Below are 17,988 nucleotides of genomic sequence, written 5' to 3'. Positions count from 1 at the left end.
GAGCGATCCGTCACAAGTTGTACTGCTTGCGTTTGCGGTACAGCGTCGAGGCGTCGATGCCCAGGGTGCGTGCCGCCTGATCGAGGGTGTCGCTGGTCGCCAGCACCGCGCCGATGTGGGCTTTCTCCAGTTCGTCCAGGCTCAACGCCGCGCCGACCCGCGGTGCGTTGTTGGTCGGCAGGTCGCCCATGCCCAGGTGGCTGATTTCCACTTTCTCCTGCGGACAGATAATGCTCGCCCGTTCGATGACGTTGCGCAGCTCGCGGATGTTGCCTGGCCAGCGGTAATTGAGCAGTGCGCTGCGCGCCTCCTCGCTGAAGCCACGGGCCGGGCGTCCGTAATCCTTGACGAAGCGCGCCAGGAACCGGTCCGCCAGGGTCAGGATGTCTTCGCTGCGCTCGCGCAGGGGCGGCAGGTGCAGGGTAATCACGTTCAGGCGGTACAGCAGGTCCTCGCGGAAGCGCCCTTCGCGGACCATGTCTTCCAGGTTGAGGTTGGTCGCCGCCAGGATGCGCACATCGGCGCGGCGTGTCACCGGGTCACCGACGCGCTCGTATTCCTTGTCCTGAATGAAGCGCAGCAGTTTCGGCTGCAGGGTCAGTGGGAAATCGCCGATCTCATCGAGGAACAATGTACCGCCGTCTGCCTGATTGACCCGACCAAGCGTGCTTTCGCTGGCACCGGTAAACGCGCCACGGCTGTGACCGAACAGCTCGCTCTCCATCAATTCCGCCGTCAGCGACGGGCAGTTGATGGTGACGCAGGCCTTTTTCGCCCGCTTGCTCCAGCCGTGGATCGCGCGGGCCAGTTCACCCTTACCGGTGCCGGACTCGCCGAGAATCAGAATGTTGGCGTCGGTGCCCGCCACCTGGCGCGCGGTTTCAAGGATCGCCATCATCGACGGGCTGTGGGAATCCAGGCCGTCCTTGGGTTTGCGCACTTCGCCTTCCAGCGCTTCCAGGCGTGCTGAAAGCTGGCGGACCTCCAGTTGCTTGGCGGTTGCCAGGCGCAACTGGTCAGGGCTGCAAGGCTTGACCAGGTAATCGGCCGCGCCGGCCTGAATGGCGTCCACGGCAGTGTCTACCGCCGAATGCGCGGTGACGATCACCACGCGCATCCACGGCGCCTGAATGCGCATCTGCGCCAAAACCACCAGACCGTCGTCTTCCCCAAGACGCAGATCCAGAAAACACACGTCGAACACCTGCCGCTGCAACAAGGCTTCAGCCTGGGCTGCGCTGTTGGCGGTGGCAACGCTGTAACCCTCATCTTCCAGGCAATAGCGGAAGGTGCGAAGGATGGCGGATTCATCATCCACTAGCAGAATACGGCCCTGATTCTCAGTGGCTTCTTCCATTTTTCCTACGCTCCTAAATGAATTGTCTTGGTTAGTCCCGGAAAGATCGGGCAAGTTGCATGGTTCATTCTGATTGATTCCGTGCGCGGCATGGTAGCGATCTGCCGAAAAAACCGAGAACACCATGATTTGTCGCACCTGACACCCGTCAGGCCTCGCAATACAGGGCGTGACAGGAAAGCCGGACAGAACATCTGGGCGAATGCAAAGTCTTTCCATGAGTACCTTTTTGGAAATGTCTGGAGATTTGCCATGCACCCGCTGAAGAAGATCGCCCTTGCCATCACCACCGCCAGCCTGTTGGGAATGACCCCTGTCGTTGCCCAGGCGGCCCAGGGCGATCTGCCTACACAGTTGCAGCAAGCGCGTCAGGAAGGGTCGATCTGGACTGCGTTTGCCCTGAACCGGCACCTGAGCCCCTTCAACATCAGCGTGCAGGTCGAGCAGGGCACCGCCACGCTCAAGGGCAAGGTGGAGAATCAGGTGGACAAGGATCTGGCCACGCAGATCGCCAGCGACGTCCAGGGCATCAATAAGGTCGAGAACTTGCTGGAGATCGACCCGCAGGTTGCCTCCGAACCCGGCACCAAGGCCAACATGGCCCAGCGTTTCGATGACGCGACGCTGACCGCGACCATCAAGTCCAAGCTGCTGTGGAACAGCGTGACCGAGGGGCTGAACATCGAGGTCAGCGCCAATCAGGGCGTGGTGACGCTCAAAGGCCAGGCCAAGGACGCCGACGCCAAGCAGCTTGCCGGTAGCCTTGCGAGCAACACCGACGGGGTGACCGAGGTGAACAACCTTATCAGCGTGAGCGCGCGTGACACCCAGGCCATCAAGGAGCAGAACGAGGCCACCGCCAACAGCGTCAAGGAAGAGCTCAGCGATGCGTGGATCACCAGCAAGGTGAAATCCAGCCTTATCTATAGCCGCACCCTCGACGGGCTCAACATCAAGGTGCAGACCAAGGACGGGGTGGTCAGCCTTGATGGCGTGGTGGCCAATTACGCCGAGAAGGAATTGGCGGTGGAGATCGCCCGCAATATCAGAGGGGTCAAGGGCGTGGATGCCGACACGTTGCGGGTGGTGGCACGTAGCGCCGGCTGATCAACCCTGTAGGAGCGCGCTTGCCCGCGACCAGCGGTGTGCCAGACCAATATGTTTTTCAGATACACCGCCGTCGTCCGAATGCGGCCCAGACCAAGCGCGCTCCTACAAGTGGCGTCGCCATCGGCCATGCAGTTCCGCTCGATCCCGGTCGTGCATTGCGCACGATGCCAAATGTTCAATCGTGCAGCCTGCTTGTAAGAGTCGTCCCTCAAAAATATTTAACTTATTGATTTATAACGTTTTTATGGCGTTCAAAAAGCTGGCACAACCGCTGCAATACTTCAGATAACAAGTCTGCACCGTCGGACAACAAGATCACCTGGAGCCAACCGAATGAACACTCAACGCCTCGCCCAACTGCGCATTTCTCCTCTGCACTTGCAGCAGGGTCTGTTTGCCAGCCTGGCGTTGATGGTCACGCTGATCGTCGCTCAGCAGTTCGCTCACTGGAACCAGCATCAAGACACCGCTCAGATCCAGCCTGTCTACATTCACAGCGCGCCCTTCGCCAAGGCCAGCGCCCTGACAGCACGGGATGTGGCCCTGAGCCTGCAATCGGTTGAAGACGCGGCGGCCGTCAACGATGAGTCGCCTCGTCAACAGAGTTGGGTCTTCTGAGCTTCGTGTTCAAAGACGTGACCTTCACCCAGGGTCGTATGTGACACCTCGGTGCAGCTAGAAATTAAAAACAGTAAGGAGAATCACCATGTTGAGCTGGGCAATCACATTTCTGATCATCGCCATCGTCGCAGCGGTTCTGGGCTTCGGTGGTATCGCAGGCACTGCAACGGGTATCGCCAAGATTCTCTTTATCGTGTTCCTGGTGATGTTCGTCGTGTCGTTCTTCTTCGGTCGTCGCGGACGAGGCTGACCATGGCTGGCAAGCATTTCCATGCATTGACTCTGGCGCTTCTCGCAAGCGCCAGCGCCATCGCGATGGCGGCCAACGATGGTCAGGCCCGGGTCAACGAGCTGCTTAGCTCGGACCCTGCGTACCGCCAGACCTGGTCAGGTGTAGTAAAGAAAGAAGAACGCCTGCCGGACTGGGTGATCAACCTGTCCGGTACGTCGGATCAAATGAACGCCGTAACAGAAGATGGTGACAAGTATCTGGTAGGGCCGCTTTGCGAAACCCAGGACACTTGTATCAACAAGCGTCTGATTGTGGCTTTCAGCATGGACAAGTCCCATGCCTACGCCATGTTGGTCGAGGTCCCGGCAGGTTTGCCGGCAGACAAGTCGCCAACTCGCCACGCCGATTACCGTTTCCTCGGCAAGCCCGATGAAGGCATGCAGGGCCTTTTGAAGGAGCAGCTCAAGAAAGATCCAAACTGGTACTGATTCGAATGACGGAAGACACAACTGCATTTGGTCTTCCCGACAGCCGCGCAACCCGAGGAGGGTCTGCGCGTGACCAAGGGGTCGGGACGTTCTGACCAAGGGAGTGGTCGCAGCGTCTCAGGTGCACAGGGAGTGCTCCCATTCGTGGGCCGGGTCAGGAAGCCGCCAAGCAAGTCCATTGTCAGAGCCGCTCGCGAGGCGATCCGATCATGGACTTGCGACGCGCAATCGATCTTCCCTTCCGTTTTTTCCCTCCCTGCGACCGTATATCGAGAAATATCTTCCCCCTTCTTGCGGATTGGCCACCCATGACCAATTTGTCACTTGCTTGCCGCTTCACGCATCTCATCGCGCTACAGGCGACGTTTTAGCCACTTCTCAGCAGATTCCTGCACAGGTCTTATGCTCCGTTTCAGGGCGTTTTTTGCTAAGTATTTGATTTTCCTCATGCCGATTCGGCATGAGGTAGTCATTTACGGCATTAGACGATGGCCTCTTGCGTGGGAATAGTTGCGCCTTTTTTCCGCTTGCCGAGAGCTTGGATGCTCAATTGCGGTGACCTTCTCTGAACAGTTTCAAGGGCATTCGCGCCACCCAGTCGCTTCACAAGAGCGGCTCCAAAGCGTCGATGGAAGCTGTTCTCGCCAACTACAACAAAGGTTATTGAAATGAAGAAGGCAAAACTGAGCCTCGCCTGGCAGATCCTCATCGGTCTGGTCCTGGGTATCTCGCTCGGAGCGCTGCTCAACCACTTCAGCGCTGAAAAGGCGTGGTGGATCAGCAACATCCTGCAGCCCGCCGGCGATATCTTCATCCGTCTGATCAAGATGATCGTGATCCCGATCGTGATTTCCTCCCTGGTGGTGGGTATCGCGGGCGTCGGTGATGCGAAGAAACTGGGCCGCATTGGCCTGAAGACGATCATCTACTTCGAAATCGTCACAACCATTGCCATTGTTGTCGGCCTGCTACTGGCCAACGTGTTCCACCCGGGCACCGGCATCGACATGAGCACGCTGGGCACCGTGGACATCTCGCAATACGAGAAAACCACGGCTGAAGTGCAGCACGATCACGCCTTGATCGCGACCATCCTCAACCTGATCCCGTCGAACATCTTCGCCGCCGTTGCCCGTGGCGACATGCTGCCGATCATCTTCTTCTCGGTGTTCTTCGGCCTGGGTCTGTCCAGCCTCAACGCCGAAGTGCGTGAGCCGCTGGTGAAGGTATTCCAAGGTGTTTCGGAAACCATGTTCAAGGTCACTCACATGATCATGAACTACGCGCCGATCGGTGTTTTCGCGCTGATCGCCGTGACCGTCGCCAACTTCGGCTTCGCCTCCCTGCTGCCGCTGGCCAAGCTGGTGATCCTGGTTTACGTGGCCATCGCCTTCTTTGCGTTCGTGGTACTGGGCCTGATCGCCCGCCTGTTCGGCTTCTCGGTCATCAAGCTGATGCGCATCTTCAAGGATGAGCTGGTGCTGGCCTACTCCACCGCAAGCTCCGAAACCGTGCTGCCGCGCGTGATCGAGAAGATGGAAGCCTACGGCGCGCCGAAGGCTATCAGCAGCTTCGTGGTCCCGACCGGCTACTCGTTCAACCTCGACGGTTCGACCCTGTACCAGAGCATCGCGGCATTGTTCATTGCCCAGCTGTACGGCATCGACTTGTCCGTCGGCACCCAGATCATGCTGGTGCTGACCTTGATGGTCACCTCCAAGGGTATCGCCGGCGTACCGGGCGTGTCCTTCGTGGTACTGCTGGCGACCCTGGGCAGCGTTGGTATTCCGCTGGAAGGCCTGGCGTTCATCGCCGGTGTCGACCGCATCATGGACATGGCGCGCACCGCGCTGAACGTGATCGGCAACGCGCTGGCGGTGCTGGTCATCGCACGGTGGGAAGGCATGTACGACGACGCCAAGGGCGAGCGCTACTGGAACTCGCTGCCGAACCTGCGCAGCAAGCAATCGATGCCGGTTGGCCAGTCGACCACCGACTGATCGCTCCCGCGTTGAACACAAACCCCGGCCTGTCCGGGGTTTGTTGTTTCTGCAGAACCTTTGGCTGTAGGAGCGCGCTTGCCCGCGACTGCGGTGTGTCAGACAACAAATGTGTTGCAGATGTACCGCAATCGCGGGCAAGCGCGCTCCTACAACGGTCGTGGGGTTTGTTGTTTGCGCCCCCGCCGCTATCATCCCCGCATCTAGCGAGGGGATTTACTGATGCTCAATGGCCTGTGGCTTGGCTTTTTCGTGGTGGCGGCGGTTTCCGCACTGGCTCAATGGCTGATTGGTGGCAACGCCGGCATCTTTGCCGCGATGGTCGAGAGCATCTTCGCCATGGCCAAGCTGTCGGTCGAGGTCATGGTCCTGCTGTTCGGCACCCTGACCCTGTGGCTGGGCTTTCTCAACATCGCCGAGAAGGCCGGGATCGTCGACTGGCTCGGCAAGATCCTTGCCCCGCTGTTCCATCGCCTCATGCCCGAAGTGCCTCGCGGGCACCCTGCGCTGGGCCTCATCACCCTGAACTTCGCCGCCAATGCCCTGGGCCTGGACAACGCCGCCACGCCCATTGGCCTCAAGGCCATGCGTTCGCTGCAAGAGCTCAACCCCAGCCAGACCGTGGCCAGCAACGCGCAGATTCTGTTTCTGGTGCTCAACGCCTCGTCGCTGACGCTGCTGCCGGTGACCATCTTCATGTACCGCGCCCAGCAAGGCGCCGTGGACCCGACCATGGTGTTCCTGCCGATCCTGCTGGCCACCAGCGCCTCGACCCTGGTGGGCCTGCTCTCGGTAGCGTTCATGCAGCGCCTGCGCCTGTGGGACCCGGTGGTGCTGGCCTACCTGATTCCCGGCGCGCTGCTGCTGGGCGGCTTCATGGCGATCCTGGCCGGGCTGTCGGCCACTGCACTGGCGAGCCTGTCGTCGGTACTGGGCAACGTGACGCTGTTCGGCATCATCATGATCTTTCTGGTGGTGGGCGCGCTGCGCAAGGTCAAGGTGTACGAAACCTTCGTCGAAGGCGCCAAGGAAGGCTTCGACGTGGCCAAGAACCTGCTGCCGTATCTTGTGGCGATGCTCTGCGCCGTGGGCGTGCTGCGGGCGTCGGGGGCGCTGGATCTACTGCTCGAAGGCATCCGCCACGGCATTCAGTGGATGGGTCTGGACACCCGTTTCGTCGATGCCTTGCCCACCGCGCTGGTCAAGCCGTTTTCGGGCAGTGCCGCCCGGGCGATGCTGATCGAAACCATGAAAACCCAAGGCGTGGACAGCTTCCCCGCGTTGGTGGCCGCGACGATTCAGGGCAGCACCGAAACCACCTTCTACGTGCTGGCGGTGTACTTCGGCGCGGTCGGCATCCAGCGCGCACGCCACGCCGTGGGCTGTGCGCTGCTGGCGGAGCTGGCGGGTGTGGTGGCGGCGATCTTCGTCTGCTACTGGTTCTTCGCGTCGGCCGTGTAACGCCGCTGGCCCTGCTCCAGCGTCCACTGCAACACCTGGGCGGTCAGCGTGTCGCTGGCCTGTCCGAAGCCTGCCACCACCGCTGACACCTGTTTGTCGGCTACCGGCTGACGCACTTCGAAACGGTGGCTGGCGACGATGCGCTGGTGATCGTCGGCCAGGCGCGCGTCCAGGCGAATCACCACCTCGATGGCCTGGCCGCGGTACTCGCTCTGAAACGCCTGCAATTCCCCACCCAGTTCGAAGTCGGCCTGCAGGTTGCTGTCATCGGTGCTGATCGACTGCACCCGGCCATCGCGGTAAAAGGCGTCAGTCAGGCGGTTACGCAACAGCACCGGCGCCGGATCGCTCCAGCGTGCGCCCTTGTAGCTGCTGATGACATCGCCCTGAGGGATCACCGCGATGCGTGGGCTGTCCAGGGTTTCGCTGGATTTCGGCTTGGCCACCCGCAGCGACCAGGGCGTCGGCGCTGCGGCTTTGCTGCTGGTCTGGGCCGTGGGCAGGCGATAGACGTCGGAGGGTTCCTGTTTAGGCAGGATCGAACAAGCCCCCAGTGACAGCAGTGCGCTCACCAGCAACAGTCGAGTGAAGGGAATACCGGCAAGCCTCATGGCTCGAACTCCTTGTTCTTGTCGCTACCGAGCAGGTAGCCGCTGGGGTTGGCATTGAGGCTGCGGGAAATGGTTTTGAGTGAACTGAGGGTTTCACGCAGTTCGCGAATCGCCGGGCCCAGTTCGCCAAGCCCCTGCAATCCGCCATCCACCGAACCCTTGTTGGCCTTTATCAGCTGGTTGATGGTGTCGGTGCTCTGTTGCAGCGACAGCATGGCCGCCTGGCCGGTTGCAATCGCCTGCTTGCCATCGACCGTGAACAACAGATTCGCGTTGCGCATGGCGGTGGACGTCTGGTCCAGCGTGGTACTGGCCTGCTTGCTCAGTGCCAGCAGCTGCTTGAGGGTCTGGCGAATGTCGTCGCGCTCGTCGGCGATCACCGACGTGGTCTTTTCCAGATGCTCCAGGGTGTTGCTCAGTGCCTCGACATTTTTCGACGACAGCAACTCGTTGGCGTTGTGCAGGAACACGTTGACCCCGGTTATCAGGTCGTTGCTGTCGTTGAGCAGGCGCGAGATCGGCGAGGGCGAAGCGATGATGACCGGCAGGTTGCCGTCCTCGCCCTTGAGCTGTTCGCTCTGTGGCGTGCCGCCGCTGAGCTGGATGATCGAGGTCCCGGTAATGCCGTTCAACGCCAGCTTGGCGAAGGTGTCGCGCTTGATCGGGGTTTCGCCGGTCACGCGGATCTGTGCCAGCACGCGGCGCGGGTCCTGAGGGTCCAGGCGCAGTTGCACCACGTCACCGACCTTGATGCCGCTGTACTGCACGGGGCTGCCACGGGACAGGCCAGTCACGGCTTCGTTGAACACCACCTGGTAATCCTTGAATGCCGTGTCGACGCTGGACTTGGCCAGCCACAGCCCGAACAGCAGTGCGGCGACCACCACGATCACCGTGAACAGGCCTATCAGAATGTGATGGGCGCGGGTTTCCATCATGAGACCTCGTGTGGGTGGGTGGCCGCTGCATAGGCCGAACGGCCGCGCGGGCCATGGAAGTATTCGTGAATCCAGGCGTCGTTGGTCGCCGCAACCTTGTCGATGCTATCGGCCACCAGTACGCGCTTTTGAGCCAGCACCGCGACGCGGTCCGTGATGGTGTAGAGGGTGTCCAGGTCGTGGGTGACCATGAACACGCTCAGGCCCAGGGCGTCGCGCAGGGTCAGGATCAACTGGTCGAAAGCGCCGGCGCCGATGGGGTCCAGACCCGCCGTGGGCTCGTCGAGAAACAGGATGTCCGGGTCCAGCGCCAGCGCCCGGGCCAGGGCAGCACGCTTGATCATGCCGCCAGAGAGCGAAGCCGGATATTTGTGGGCGGCTGACAGCGGCAGGCCCGAAAGCGCCATCTTGATCCCGGCCAGGTGCTCGGCTTCTTCGCGGCTCAATCCCGCGTGCTCGATCAGCGGCAGGGCGACGTTTTCGGTGATGGTCAGCGACGAGAACAGCGCGCCTTTCTGAAACAGCACGCCGAAACGTCGCTCGACCTGGGAGCGGGCCTTGTCCGGCAGGTTCAGCAGATCCTGTCCCAACACCCGCACGTTGCCTTCCGCCGGCCGCTGCAGGCCGACGATGCTGCGCAGCAACACGGATTTACCGCTGCCCGAGCCACCGACCACCGCGAGGATTTCCCCGCGATACAGGTCCAGATCAAGGTTTTCATGGACCACCTGCGGGCCGAAGCGATTGCACAGGCCGCGCACTTGAATCACCGCTTCACTGGGTTGCACACAACGTCGGGTCACCAGCCAAGCTCCATGAAAAACATCGCAGCCAGTGCGTCCAGCACGATGACCACGAAAATCGACTGCACCACGCTCGATGTCGTATGAGCGCCCACGGATTCGGCACTGCCTTCTACCTTGAAGCCTTCCAGACAACCAATGGCGGCGATGAAGAAGGCGAAGATCGGCGCTTTGACGATGCCCACCAGAAAATGCTGAACGCCTATGTCGGCCTGCATCAGCGAGAGAAACATGGCCGGGGAAATCCCCAGTGACAAGGCGCAGACCACGCCGCCACCGACGATGCCGCAGATCATCGCCAGAAACGTCAGCATCGGCAGTGAGATCAGCAGTGCCAGCACGCGAGGCAGCACCAGCATCTCTGTAGGACTGAGCCCCAGAGTTTGCAGGGCATCGAGTTCTTCGTTGGCCTTCATCGAGCCGATCTGCGCGGTGAAGGCGCTGGCGGTGCGGCCGGCCAGCAGGATCGCGGTCAGCAGCACGGCAAATTCGCGCAGGAACGAGAAGCCGATCAAGTCGACCGTGAAGATCGTCGCGCCAAATGCCTTGAGCACCGTGGCGCCGAGAAACGCCACCACGGCGCCGACCATGAACGTCAGCAGCGCAACGATAGGCGCGGCGTCCAGTCCGATCTGCTCGATGTGGGCGATGACCGAGGTGGTGCGCCAGCGTTTGGGGCGAAACAGGGTGGCGACGAAGGTCTGCAGGATCAGCCCGACGAAGCCGAGCAATTGCAGGGTGTCTTTCCAGATCACCTCCACCGCCGAGCCGATGCGCGCCAGCAGCTGGGTGCCGACCGCGACTTCCGGGTCTTTCTGCGGCTGGCAGTAGTCGCACAGGGCGCTCTGGATCGTCTGCATCAGGGCACGGCTGGATTCGGGCAGGTTGGGCGCCTGAACGGCCAGCAGCCGCAGCCGTTGGACCCCGAGCAACTCGACCAGCAACGACGCCCCCGCGGTGTCCAGCGCACCCAGGCCGCTCATGTCCACTTGGGTATCGGCGCTGAAGCCTGCATTCAGGGCGTCGGTCTGGCGCTTGAGCTGGTGGTAATGGGCAAGCGTCCAGTCTCCGGCGATCCAGAGCTGTGCAGGCTGGGCCGAAGTGTCCAGCGAGACGGTTCCCGTGACCTTCGGCGTGTTGACAGCAAGGTGGGTGATTGAGGTCATAGCGACGAGCTTAGTTGGTTTTGGCCGGGTCAGGCGTGTTGTCCGCAGGCGCTTTGTCATCAGGTTTTTCAGCGTCCGGGTCATCCGGGCTCAAGGTGTCTGCGCCGGGCTTCAGGCCCGCTGGCGTGATCTTTTTCCGGGTCACGGCGGGCTGGTCCCTGTCAGTGACTTCGAAACGCAAGACGCCGATCATCTGGCCGTCTTCAGTCAACACTCGCACCTGCCATTTGCCGAGCACATCCGGTGGAAAATTCTGTTTGTGCGTCCAGGCCCGATAGCCTTCCTTACGTCCACCTCGGATGTCTAGAGCAATTCGATCAACCTCTTCGCCATTGTGTCTCCAAACGTGATAAATCCGCTCATCCAGACCACGGGGCGCGTTGATCGAGGTGTAGGCGTACAGCCCGCCACTGCGCAACTGCTTGACGCCGACTTCCTGGATGCTCTCGCCGGGGGTGCGGTTCTGGTTGTCGAATTGCGTGCTGACCGCCACTTCCGTCAGCCAGAGCGTGGCCGGCGGCACCCAGGAACGCAGCAGCCAGCCGGCGCCTCCGATGGCCAGCGTCATCGCGACCAGGCCCACGCCGCGCTTCCAGGTGTTGATCGGGAAACTCGACGCCAGGCTTGGGAATGACAGCAGCACGGCAGCGATCAGCGCCAGCTTGTAGCTCTCGGCGGTGGTCAGGTGCAGGATGATCGGCATCGCCGTGAGCAAGGCGGCGAACAGGGTCAGGGTGTGCAGGGCCAGAAACAGCCAGCGGCGCGGTGCCAGCCATTTGTAGTAGAGCGGGTCGATGATGGAGATCAGCGCCGCGATGGCCAACAGGCCGGTAAACGCCAGTTGGCCACTGTTCCAGGTGGTGGTGATGGAGAAGAACGGCAGTACGAAGAACAGGCTTTCCTGATGGATCATCTGCGTGGCATAGCGCAGAAGCGGCTGCGGGATTTCGCGTTTGAAGATCTTTGCGATCAGCCTTACAGCACTGTTCTCGACCATCAGCCACACCCAGCTGATGAGCAGGATGGCCGCAATCCAGCTGCCGGGGCGGGACTGGCGGTCCACCATGATGAAACTGGCAATCCCCGAGCCGAACCCGAACAGCGCAATCAGCCCCGGATAGCGTTTCATGAACTCCAGAACGCGCTGTACCAGTGAGTTCTGTATGAGGGCGTTGAGGTCGGGCATTGCGGTCATCACTTTGGCGTTAGGAAAAATCCTGAGCAGGATACCAACATCCCCATTACCGCCGATCAATATTCATGGCAGCCCCGAAATCGCCAACACCGTAGCAGTCCGGCTTGCCGGCGTGGCGTCCTCAAGATCGCTCCCGCGGGCAAGCCCGGCTGCTACGGGGATCGGGGTGTTCGCAGAGTCTGGGTCTAACTCCGATCCCGTAGCAGCACGGCTTGCCGGCGGGAGCGACCTCAAGATCACCACAGGGTCAGATGTGCCGCTTTCTATACGCTCGCCAGCGCCAGAGGATCAGCAGCACCACCAACGCCAGCAACCCCAGCCCGATCTCGTACGCCTCGTCATAACTGACCAGCGGCTTTTCAATCCGCAGATACCCCGGCTGCGCCAGCATCTGGCGCATGGCGCGGTTGGCCAGGTCCAGGCTTACGGCGCGGGTTCGCTTGGCCGGGTCCTCAAAGCGTCCGTCTTCGTAATCATTCAGCGCGCCCCAGTAATAGTCGGCCAGCGCGCTGTTGCCCTGCACCGCCCATGCCTGTCTGGCAATCGAGGCCTGTTGCAGGCGGGCGAAGGTCGCAGGGTCCATGCCTTCCTTGCGCAGCCGCTCAAGCATCCCGCGCACGGCGTTGACCGCGGCATCCACATCGTCCCGATCAAGGTCGGCGTTCAGGCTGAGAAAACCGGTGTCGCCATAGGCTTCGCGTTCCGCCGAGGGGCCGTAGGACAACCCCTTGTCCAGACGCAGATCGCTGTACAGCGCCCAGTCCAGATAGGCTTTGACCAGATCCCAGGTTTCATCATGTTGCTCGCCCATGTCCGGTTCAGGGAACAACAGGTGCAGCTTGGCACCATCGCCCAAAGCGCCACGAATCAGCGTGCGTTCCGGCTCGGCCTTGTCGGTGACGGTGGCCAGTGGCGGGTGCTCGCTGGGGTCCACCGCGTTGAGCTGGCCGTAGGTACGTTCCAGATAGGCCGGCAGCAGCTTGTCCAGCTCGCCAACGATGATCAGGGTCATGTTGTTGGCCGCGTACCAGTTGTCGTGGATGTGCTCGATCTGCTCCAGCGTCAGATGATCGACCTGCGGACGTTCAGCGCACTTGAGGCCCAGCTCAACCGCCAATTGACTCCCAGCGCTGTTGCCCAGGTCGCGCTTGTCCAGCCAGCGTTGCAGGTGCGAATAGTGGCCGCCGTCTTCACGCTCGACGATGCGCTTGGCGGTATCCAGGTTGGTCTGGTTGATCTGGGTGTGGGTCAGCACATCGAGCAGCAGGTCCAGCGCCTTGCGCTGGTTCTGCGCGGGCGCCTCGATCACGAAAGTGGTGTCGGTGTTGCTGGTGAACGCATTCCACTCCCCGCCCAACGCCTGCATCTGCTGCTCAAGGCCGCCCTCGCCGGAGTCGTCGATGCCGCTGAACAGCAGATGTTCGAGCAGGTGCGGCAGCTCTTTGTCCTGGCAGGGAAAATCGTCAAAGCCGACGCCCACCACCAGGCGAATGGAAACGTGCCCTTTTTCAGCCGGTTTGAGCAGCAACTGCAAACCGTTGGGCAATACATAGCCTTCCACCCGAAAGCGGTCGATGGCCATGGAGGAAAGGGATGTCACAAACAGGCAAACGAACAGCAGGCAACGCATAAAAACGGGCTTCCTTGCGGGCCGGTATGTGTAACAGACTTCAGACCGGCCCTGGCGTTCACCTCGATTGTTCAGGCTCGCTTTCGCTGGACAAGGCCCCGGTGTCGCTGGTTTCAAGTACGGCATAGGCGCTGCTGCAGAACATGGAATTCAGACGTTTCATGTCGGCGATCAGCTCGAGGTGAAGCGAACTGGTCTCGATACTCTGCACGATTTTACGTTGCAGTCTGCTGACATGGGCATGGGCCAGACGCCTTTCCTGTGCCCGGAAACGACGTTTTTCCCGAAGCAGCTGGCGCGCGCTCTCGGGGTCGCCGCTGAGAAACACCGACAGCCCTAGGCGCAGGTTGGCGATCAGTTGTTCGTGCAGCCCGGAAAGCTCCTCAAGGCCCACTTCTGAGAAGGAGCGGCGCTGGGCGGTCTTCTGCTGCTGGACCTTACGCAGCATACGCTCGATCAGGCCGCTGGCCAGTTCCAGATTGATCGACAGCTCGAAGATTTCGGCCCAGCGGCGGTTGTCCTGATCGCTCAGGTCTTCGCGAGGCATTTGCGCCAGGTACAGCTTGATCGCGTTGTAGAGCACTTCGATGTCGTCGTTCAGCCGCCGCACTTCCTGGGTCACGGCGGTCTGGTTGCCACGCAGCACCTCCTGCATGGCGCTGAGCATGCTCTCGATCAGATCGCCGATACGCAGGGTCTCGCGCACCGCGTTGGCCAGCGCCAGGCTCGGCGTGGCCAGCGCCGAGAGGTCCAGATGACGAGGCTTGGTCTGGCCGTTGGCCTCGGCCGGCTGCGGCAGGATCGACGCACACAGGCGGCCCATCGGCGCAACGGTCGGCAGCATCAGCAGGCAGCGCAGTGAGTTGTAGATCACGTGGAAGCTGATGACCAGGCTGGCCGGGCTCAGCTCCAGCGAGTCCATCCAGTGCACCAGTGGTGTCAGCACCGGGATGATCAGCAACAGGCCGATGAGTTTGTACAGCAGGCTGCCCAGCGCCACCTGGCGCCCGGCGACGTTTTGCATGCTGGTGCTCATGAACGCCAGCAGGCCGCTGCCGATGTTGGCGCCGATGACCAGGCCGATGGCGACCGGCAGGCTGATGATTTCCGCACCGGCCAGGGTGGCCGTCAACAGCACCGCCGCCAGGCTTGAATAGGAGATCAGCGCGAACATGGCGCCGACCAGGGCGTCGAGCAGGATGTCACCGGTCAGCGAGGCGAACAGCACCTTGACGCCTGCGGCCTGGGTGATGGGCGCCGCTGCGGTGACGATCAGCTGCAGCGCCAGAATGATCAGGCCCAGGCCGATCCCGACGCGTCCCAGTTGGCCGATGCGGGTCTGTTTGCGCGAAAGGAAGAAAATCACCCCGAGAAAGATCAGCAGCGGCGAGAGCCACGACAGGTCGAACGTGAGGATTCGGGACATGACCGCAGTACCGACGTCGGCACCGAGCATGATCGCCAGCGCGGGCGTGAGGCCCATCAGCCCCTGGCCGACGAACGAGGTCACCAGCATGGCAGTGGCGTTGCTGCTCTGCACCAGTGCGGTGACGAGGATGCCGGCGATGAAGGCCAGCGGTCGCTTGGACATGTTCTGGCTGAGCACCAGGCGAAGCTGCGTGCCATAGACGCGCAGAATGCCCGTGCGAACGATGTGCGTGCCCCAGATCAACAGCGCGACGGCGGAAAGCAAATCGAGCAGGGTCAGCATACAAAAAGCCCCCTGTAGTGTGCCCAATGGGCAAGGATTGAAAGTACAGCGTGTAGCGAGCGACAGCGCTTGGGTCTTATCGTGATAAGCATGCTCAACTAAAGCTTTAGTCGGCCCGAGGCCTTATTGCCAGCATGGCACAGACGATTATTCAGTGAAACAAAACTGTAACAAATCAGCCATTTGAAGCGCGATACCCGCGCATGAAAAACGGGGCATTTTTCAATGCCCCGTTCCATTCAGCTACAACGCATCGGTTGTTATTGACCCGGAACGTCCTTGCGAAGTTTCACAGGGTCCTTCAAAGCCCGCTTCTTGGCCATGGCTGTGCGCATCTTGATGTTGATCGCTTCCACCGCCAGCGAGAACGCCATGGCGAAGTACACGTAGCCTTTTGGCACATGCACATCGAAGGATTCGGCGATCAGTACCGTACCGACGACGATCAGGAACGAAAGCGCAAGCATCTTCAGGGATGGGTGCTTGTCGATGAAGTCACTGATGACGCCCGAGCACAGCATCATGACCAGCACGGCGACGATGATCGCCGCGACCATCACCGGCACGTGGGAAACCATGCCCACGGCGGTGATGACCGAGTCCAGCGAGAAAACGATGTCGATGATCGCGATCTGCACGATGGTGTACAGGAACTGGCCGCCCTTGCCTTTGGGCTCCTCCAGTTGCTCTTCCTCGCCTTCCAGGCCGTGGTAGATCTCCTGGGAGCTTTTCCACAGCAGGAACAGGCCACCGAAGAACAGGATCAGGTCGCGCCCGGAGATGCCCTGCCCCAGTACCACGAACAGGTCGTCGGTCAGGCGCATGACCCAGGTGATCGACAGCAACAGCAGGATGCGCGTGACCATCGCCAGCGCCAGGCCGAAGATGCGCGTGCGCGGCTGCATGGCCTTGGGCATGCGGCTGACCAGGATCGAGATCATGATGATGTTATCGATACCCAGAACAATTTCCAGCGCGGTCAGGGTCAAGAAAGCAACCCAGATCTCAGGGTTGGTCAGCCATTCCATTACGTTTTCCTTTGAGCTTGTTGAGCCCAGCCCCCGCGTGTGCGCAAGCCCGACTGTCATTGTGATTTATAGACTGCTGAATGCAGGGAAGATGCCCATCATCAGCGCGGCGATCAGTATGCAGACACAGACCAGCACCGCCCATTTCAGGGTGAAGCGCTGGTGATCGCCAAATTCGATGCCGGCCAGCGCGACCAGCAGATAGGTCGATGGCACCAGCGGGCTCAGCAGGTGGACGGGCTGGCCGACGATCGAGGCACGTGCCATTTCCACCGGGCTGATGCCGTAATGCGCAGCGGCCTCGGACAGCACCGGCAGCACACCATAGTAGAACGCATCATTGGACATGAAAAATGTGAACGGCATGCTGACCACCGCCGTGATGACCGCCAGATAAGGCCCCATCGCGTCAGGAATCACAGCCAGCAGGCTCTTGGACATGGCATCGACCATGCCGGTGCCGGACAGGATGCCGGTGAAGATACCGGCGGCGAAGATGAGGCCGACCACGGCCAGCACGCTACCGGCGTGGGCCGCGATGCGATCCTTCTGCGCCTGCAGGCAGGGGTAGTTGACGATCATGGCGATACTGAACGCGATCATGAACAGCACCGGCAGCGGCAGCACGCCCATGATCAGCGCGATCATCAACACCAGGGTCAGCGCGCCGTTGAACCAGATCAGCTTGGGGCGACGGGCTTCAGGAAACTGCGAGACGCTGATTTCGCTGTGATCGACTTCATCGCCCGGCAGGTGCAGTTCACCGAGGCGAGCACGTTCGCGTTTGCCGTAGAAGTAGGCGATGACCAGGATGGCGATTACGCCGGCGAGCATTGCAGGAATCATAGGCACGAAGATGTCGGACGGATCCACATGCAGCGCGCTCGCCGCACGGGCGGTCGGGCCGCCCCATGGCGTCATGTTCATCACGCCGCCCGCCAGGATGATAAGGCCAGCCATGATTCGCGGGCTCATGCCCAGGCGGCTGTACAGCGGCAGCATGGCGGCCACGCAGATCATGTAGGTGGTGGCGCCGTCGCCGTCCAGCGAGACGACCAGTGCCAGCACGGCGGTGCCGACCGATACCTTGACCGGGTCGCCCTTGACCAGCTTGAGGATCTTGCGCACGGCCGGGTCGAACAGGCCGGAGTCGATCATCAGGGCAAAATACAGAATCGCGAACATCAGCATCACGCCGGTGGGCGCAAGTTTGCTGATACCGGCGAGCATCATCGGGCCGATGTCGGTGGCGAACCCGCCGAACAGGGCAAATACGATAGGTACGATAATCAGGGCGATGAGCGCCGACAGGCGTTTGCTCATGATCAGGTACATGAAGGCGACGACCATGGCGAAGCCGAGGAAGGTCAACATAGAAATACTCCAGGCGTTACGCGACGAAAGAACGTTTGATACGAAGCAATCAGCTCAGGACGAGCGGCGCGAGGAGTGAGGGTGCGAATGGGAGGTGCAGCGCAGGGGTAGCAAGAGCAAGCATCAGAATCACCGAAATTGTTGTTGTAGATGGGCCGGAGAACGTCGAGGTGCGTTCGTCCTGGCTGACCGGTCTGTCGCCGGAGGTGAGGCGATCCTAAAGGGCCAAGCTTTCAGCCAGCTTTCGCCGGGGTTTCGCTCGT

The 17,988-nt window shown here is 61.0% G+C and carries 16 protein-coding genes; 6 read left to right on the top strand and 10 right to left on the bottom strand.

The features are described 5' to 3' along the window. Positions 1–10 precede the first annotated feature (10 nt). Entirely contained in the window at positions 11–1,357 is a 1,347-nt protein-coding gene (gene algB / locus ACIPO9_RS24805; RefSeq protein WP_274135255.1) for a sigma-54-dependent response regulator transcription factor AlgB, read from the bottom strand. A gap of 252 nt (positions 1,358–1,609) precedes the next feature. Here algB and ACIPO9_RS24800 point away from each other — a divergent pair, with 252 nt between their 5' ends. The 6 genes from ACIPO9_RS24800 to ACIPO9_RS24775 all read left to right on the top strand — a co-directional run bounded on the left by ACIPO9_RS24800 (position 1,610) and on the right by ACIPO9_RS24775 (position 7,269). Beyond that, entirely contained in the window at positions 1,610–2,464 is an 855-nt protein-coding gene (locus ACIPO9_RS24800) for a BON domain-containing protein (RefSeq protein WP_400784058.1), read from the top strand. Between the two features lie 336 nt (positions 2,465–2,800). Next, complete coding sequence (locus tag ACIPO9_RS24795; protein WP_400784056.1) at positions 2,801–3,085, top strand: hypothetical protein; 285 nt, start codon at positions 2,801–2,803, stop codon at positions 3,083–3,085. An 88-nt stretch (positions 3,086–3,173) separates the two neighbouring features. Further along, positions 3,174–3,338 carry a DUF1328 domain-containing protein gene (locus tag ACIPO9_RS24790; protein WP_025257796.1) on the top strand — a complete coding sequence of 55 codons (165 nt, stop codon included), beginning with the start codon at positions 3,174–3,176 and terminating at the stop codon, positions 3,336–3,338. Between the two features lie 2 nt (positions 3,339–3,340). Continuing rightward, positions 3,341–3,808 (top strand): inhibitor of vertebrate lysozyme family protein, encoded by a 468-nt coding sequence (locus tag ACIPO9_RS24785; RefSeq protein WP_400784054.1) that lies wholly within the window; start codon positions 3,341–3,343, stop codon positions 3,806–3,808. Between the two features lie 668 nt (positions 3,809–4,476). Then, on the top strand, positions 4,477–5,808 hold the full coding sequence (gltP, locus tag ACIPO9_RS24780) for a glutamate/aspartate:proton symporter GltP (RefSeq protein ID WP_274135263.1): 1,332 nt from the start codon (positions 4,477–4,479) through the stop codon (positions 5,806–5,808). 222 nt (positions 5,809–6,030) lie between these two features. After that, positions 6,031–7,269, top strand: coding sequence for a nucleoside recognition domain-containing protein (locus ACIPO9_RS24775; protein WP_274135264.1), 1,239 nt, complete (start codon positions 6,031–6,033; stop codon positions 7,267–7,269). On the opposite strand, the gene ACIPO9_RS24770 is transcribed toward ACIPO9_RS24775, so the two are convergent. The 9 genes from ACIPO9_RS24770 to ACIPO9_RS24730 all read right to left on the bottom strand — a co-directional run bounded on the left by ACIPO9_RS24770 (position 7,242) and on the right by ACIPO9_RS24730 (position 17,725). Then, the gene (locus ACIPO9_RS24770) at positions 7,242–7,880 is read right to left on the bottom strand and encodes an ABC-type transport auxiliary lipoprotein family protein (protein WP_400784052.1); all 639 of its coding nucleotides are present in this window, start codon (positions 7,878–7,880) and stop codon (positions 7,242–7,244) included. The genes ACIPO9_RS24775 and ACIPO9_RS24770 overlap by 28 nt on opposite strands. Then, positions 7,877–8,815 carry an MlaD family protein gene (locus tag ACIPO9_RS24765; RefSeq protein WP_400784122.1) on the bottom strand — a complete coding sequence of 313 codons (939 nt, stop codon included), beginning with the start codon at positions 8,813–8,815 and terminating at the stop codon, positions 7,877–7,879. Before ACIPO9_RS24765 ends, ACIPO9_RS24770 begins: the two co-directional genes overlap by 4 nt. Then, the gene (locus tag ACIPO9_RS24760; RefSeq protein WP_400784121.1) at positions 8,815–9,606 is read right to left on the bottom strand and encodes an ABC transporter ATP-binding protein; all 792 of its coding nucleotides are present in this window, start codon (positions 9,604–9,606) and stop codon (positions 8,815–8,817) included. The genes ACIPO9_RS24765 and ACIPO9_RS24760 overlap by 1 nt, the downstream gene beginning before the upstream one ends. Before the next feature lie 11 nt (positions 9,607–9,617). Next, positions 9,618–10,787, bottom strand: a complete 1,170-nt coding sequence (locus ACIPO9_RS24755; RefSeq protein ID WP_400784050.1) for an MlaE family lipid ABC transporter permease subunit — start codon at positions 10,785–10,787, stop codon at positions 9,618–9,620. A 10-nt stretch (positions 10,788–10,797) separates the two neighbouring features. Further along, positions 10,798–11,973 (bottom strand): DUF5924 family protein, encoded by a 1,176-nt coding sequence (locus tag ACIPO9_RS24750; protein WP_274135268.1) that lies wholly within the window; start codon positions 11,971–11,973, stop codon positions 10,798–10,800. A gap of 256 nt (positions 11,974–12,229) precedes the next feature. Next, entirely contained in the window at positions 12,230–13,612 is a 1,383-nt protein-coding gene (locus ACIPO9_RS24745) for a M16 family metallopeptidase (RefSeq protein WP_400784048.1), read from the bottom strand. A 58-nt stretch (positions 13,613–13,670) separates the two neighbouring features. Further along, positions 13,671–15,323 carry a Na/Pi cotransporter family protein gene (locus tag ACIPO9_RS24740; RefSeq protein WP_274135271.1) on the bottom strand — a complete coding sequence of 551 codons (1,653 nt, stop codon included), beginning with the start codon at positions 15,321–15,323 and terminating at the stop codon, positions 13,671–13,673. A gap of 260 nt (positions 15,324–15,583) precedes the next feature. After that, positions 15,584–16,351, bottom strand: coding sequence for a TerC family protein (locus tag ACIPO9_RS24735; RefSeq protein WP_274135273.1), 768 nt, complete (start codon positions 16,349–16,351; stop codon positions 15,584–15,586). A 66-nt stretch (positions 16,352–16,417) separates the two neighbouring features. Beyond that, positions 16,418–17,725 carry a CitMHS family transporter gene (locus tag ACIPO9_RS24730; protein WP_274135275.1) on the bottom strand — a complete coding sequence of 436 codons (1,308 nt, stop codon included), beginning with the start codon at positions 17,723–17,725 and terminating at the stop codon, positions 16,418–16,420. Positions 17,726–17,988: the final 263 nt, after the last annotated feature.

This window comes from Pseudomonas sp. NPDC090203 (assembly GCF_044746765.1).
Lineage (GTDB): Bacteria > Pseudomonadota > Gammaproteobacteria > Pseudomonadales > Pseudomonadaceae > Aquipseudomonas > Aquipseudomonas putida_AD.
The sequence above is the reverse complement of the archived record's forward strand: the minus strand, read 5'-3'. Positions and strand labels throughout refer to the sequence as shown.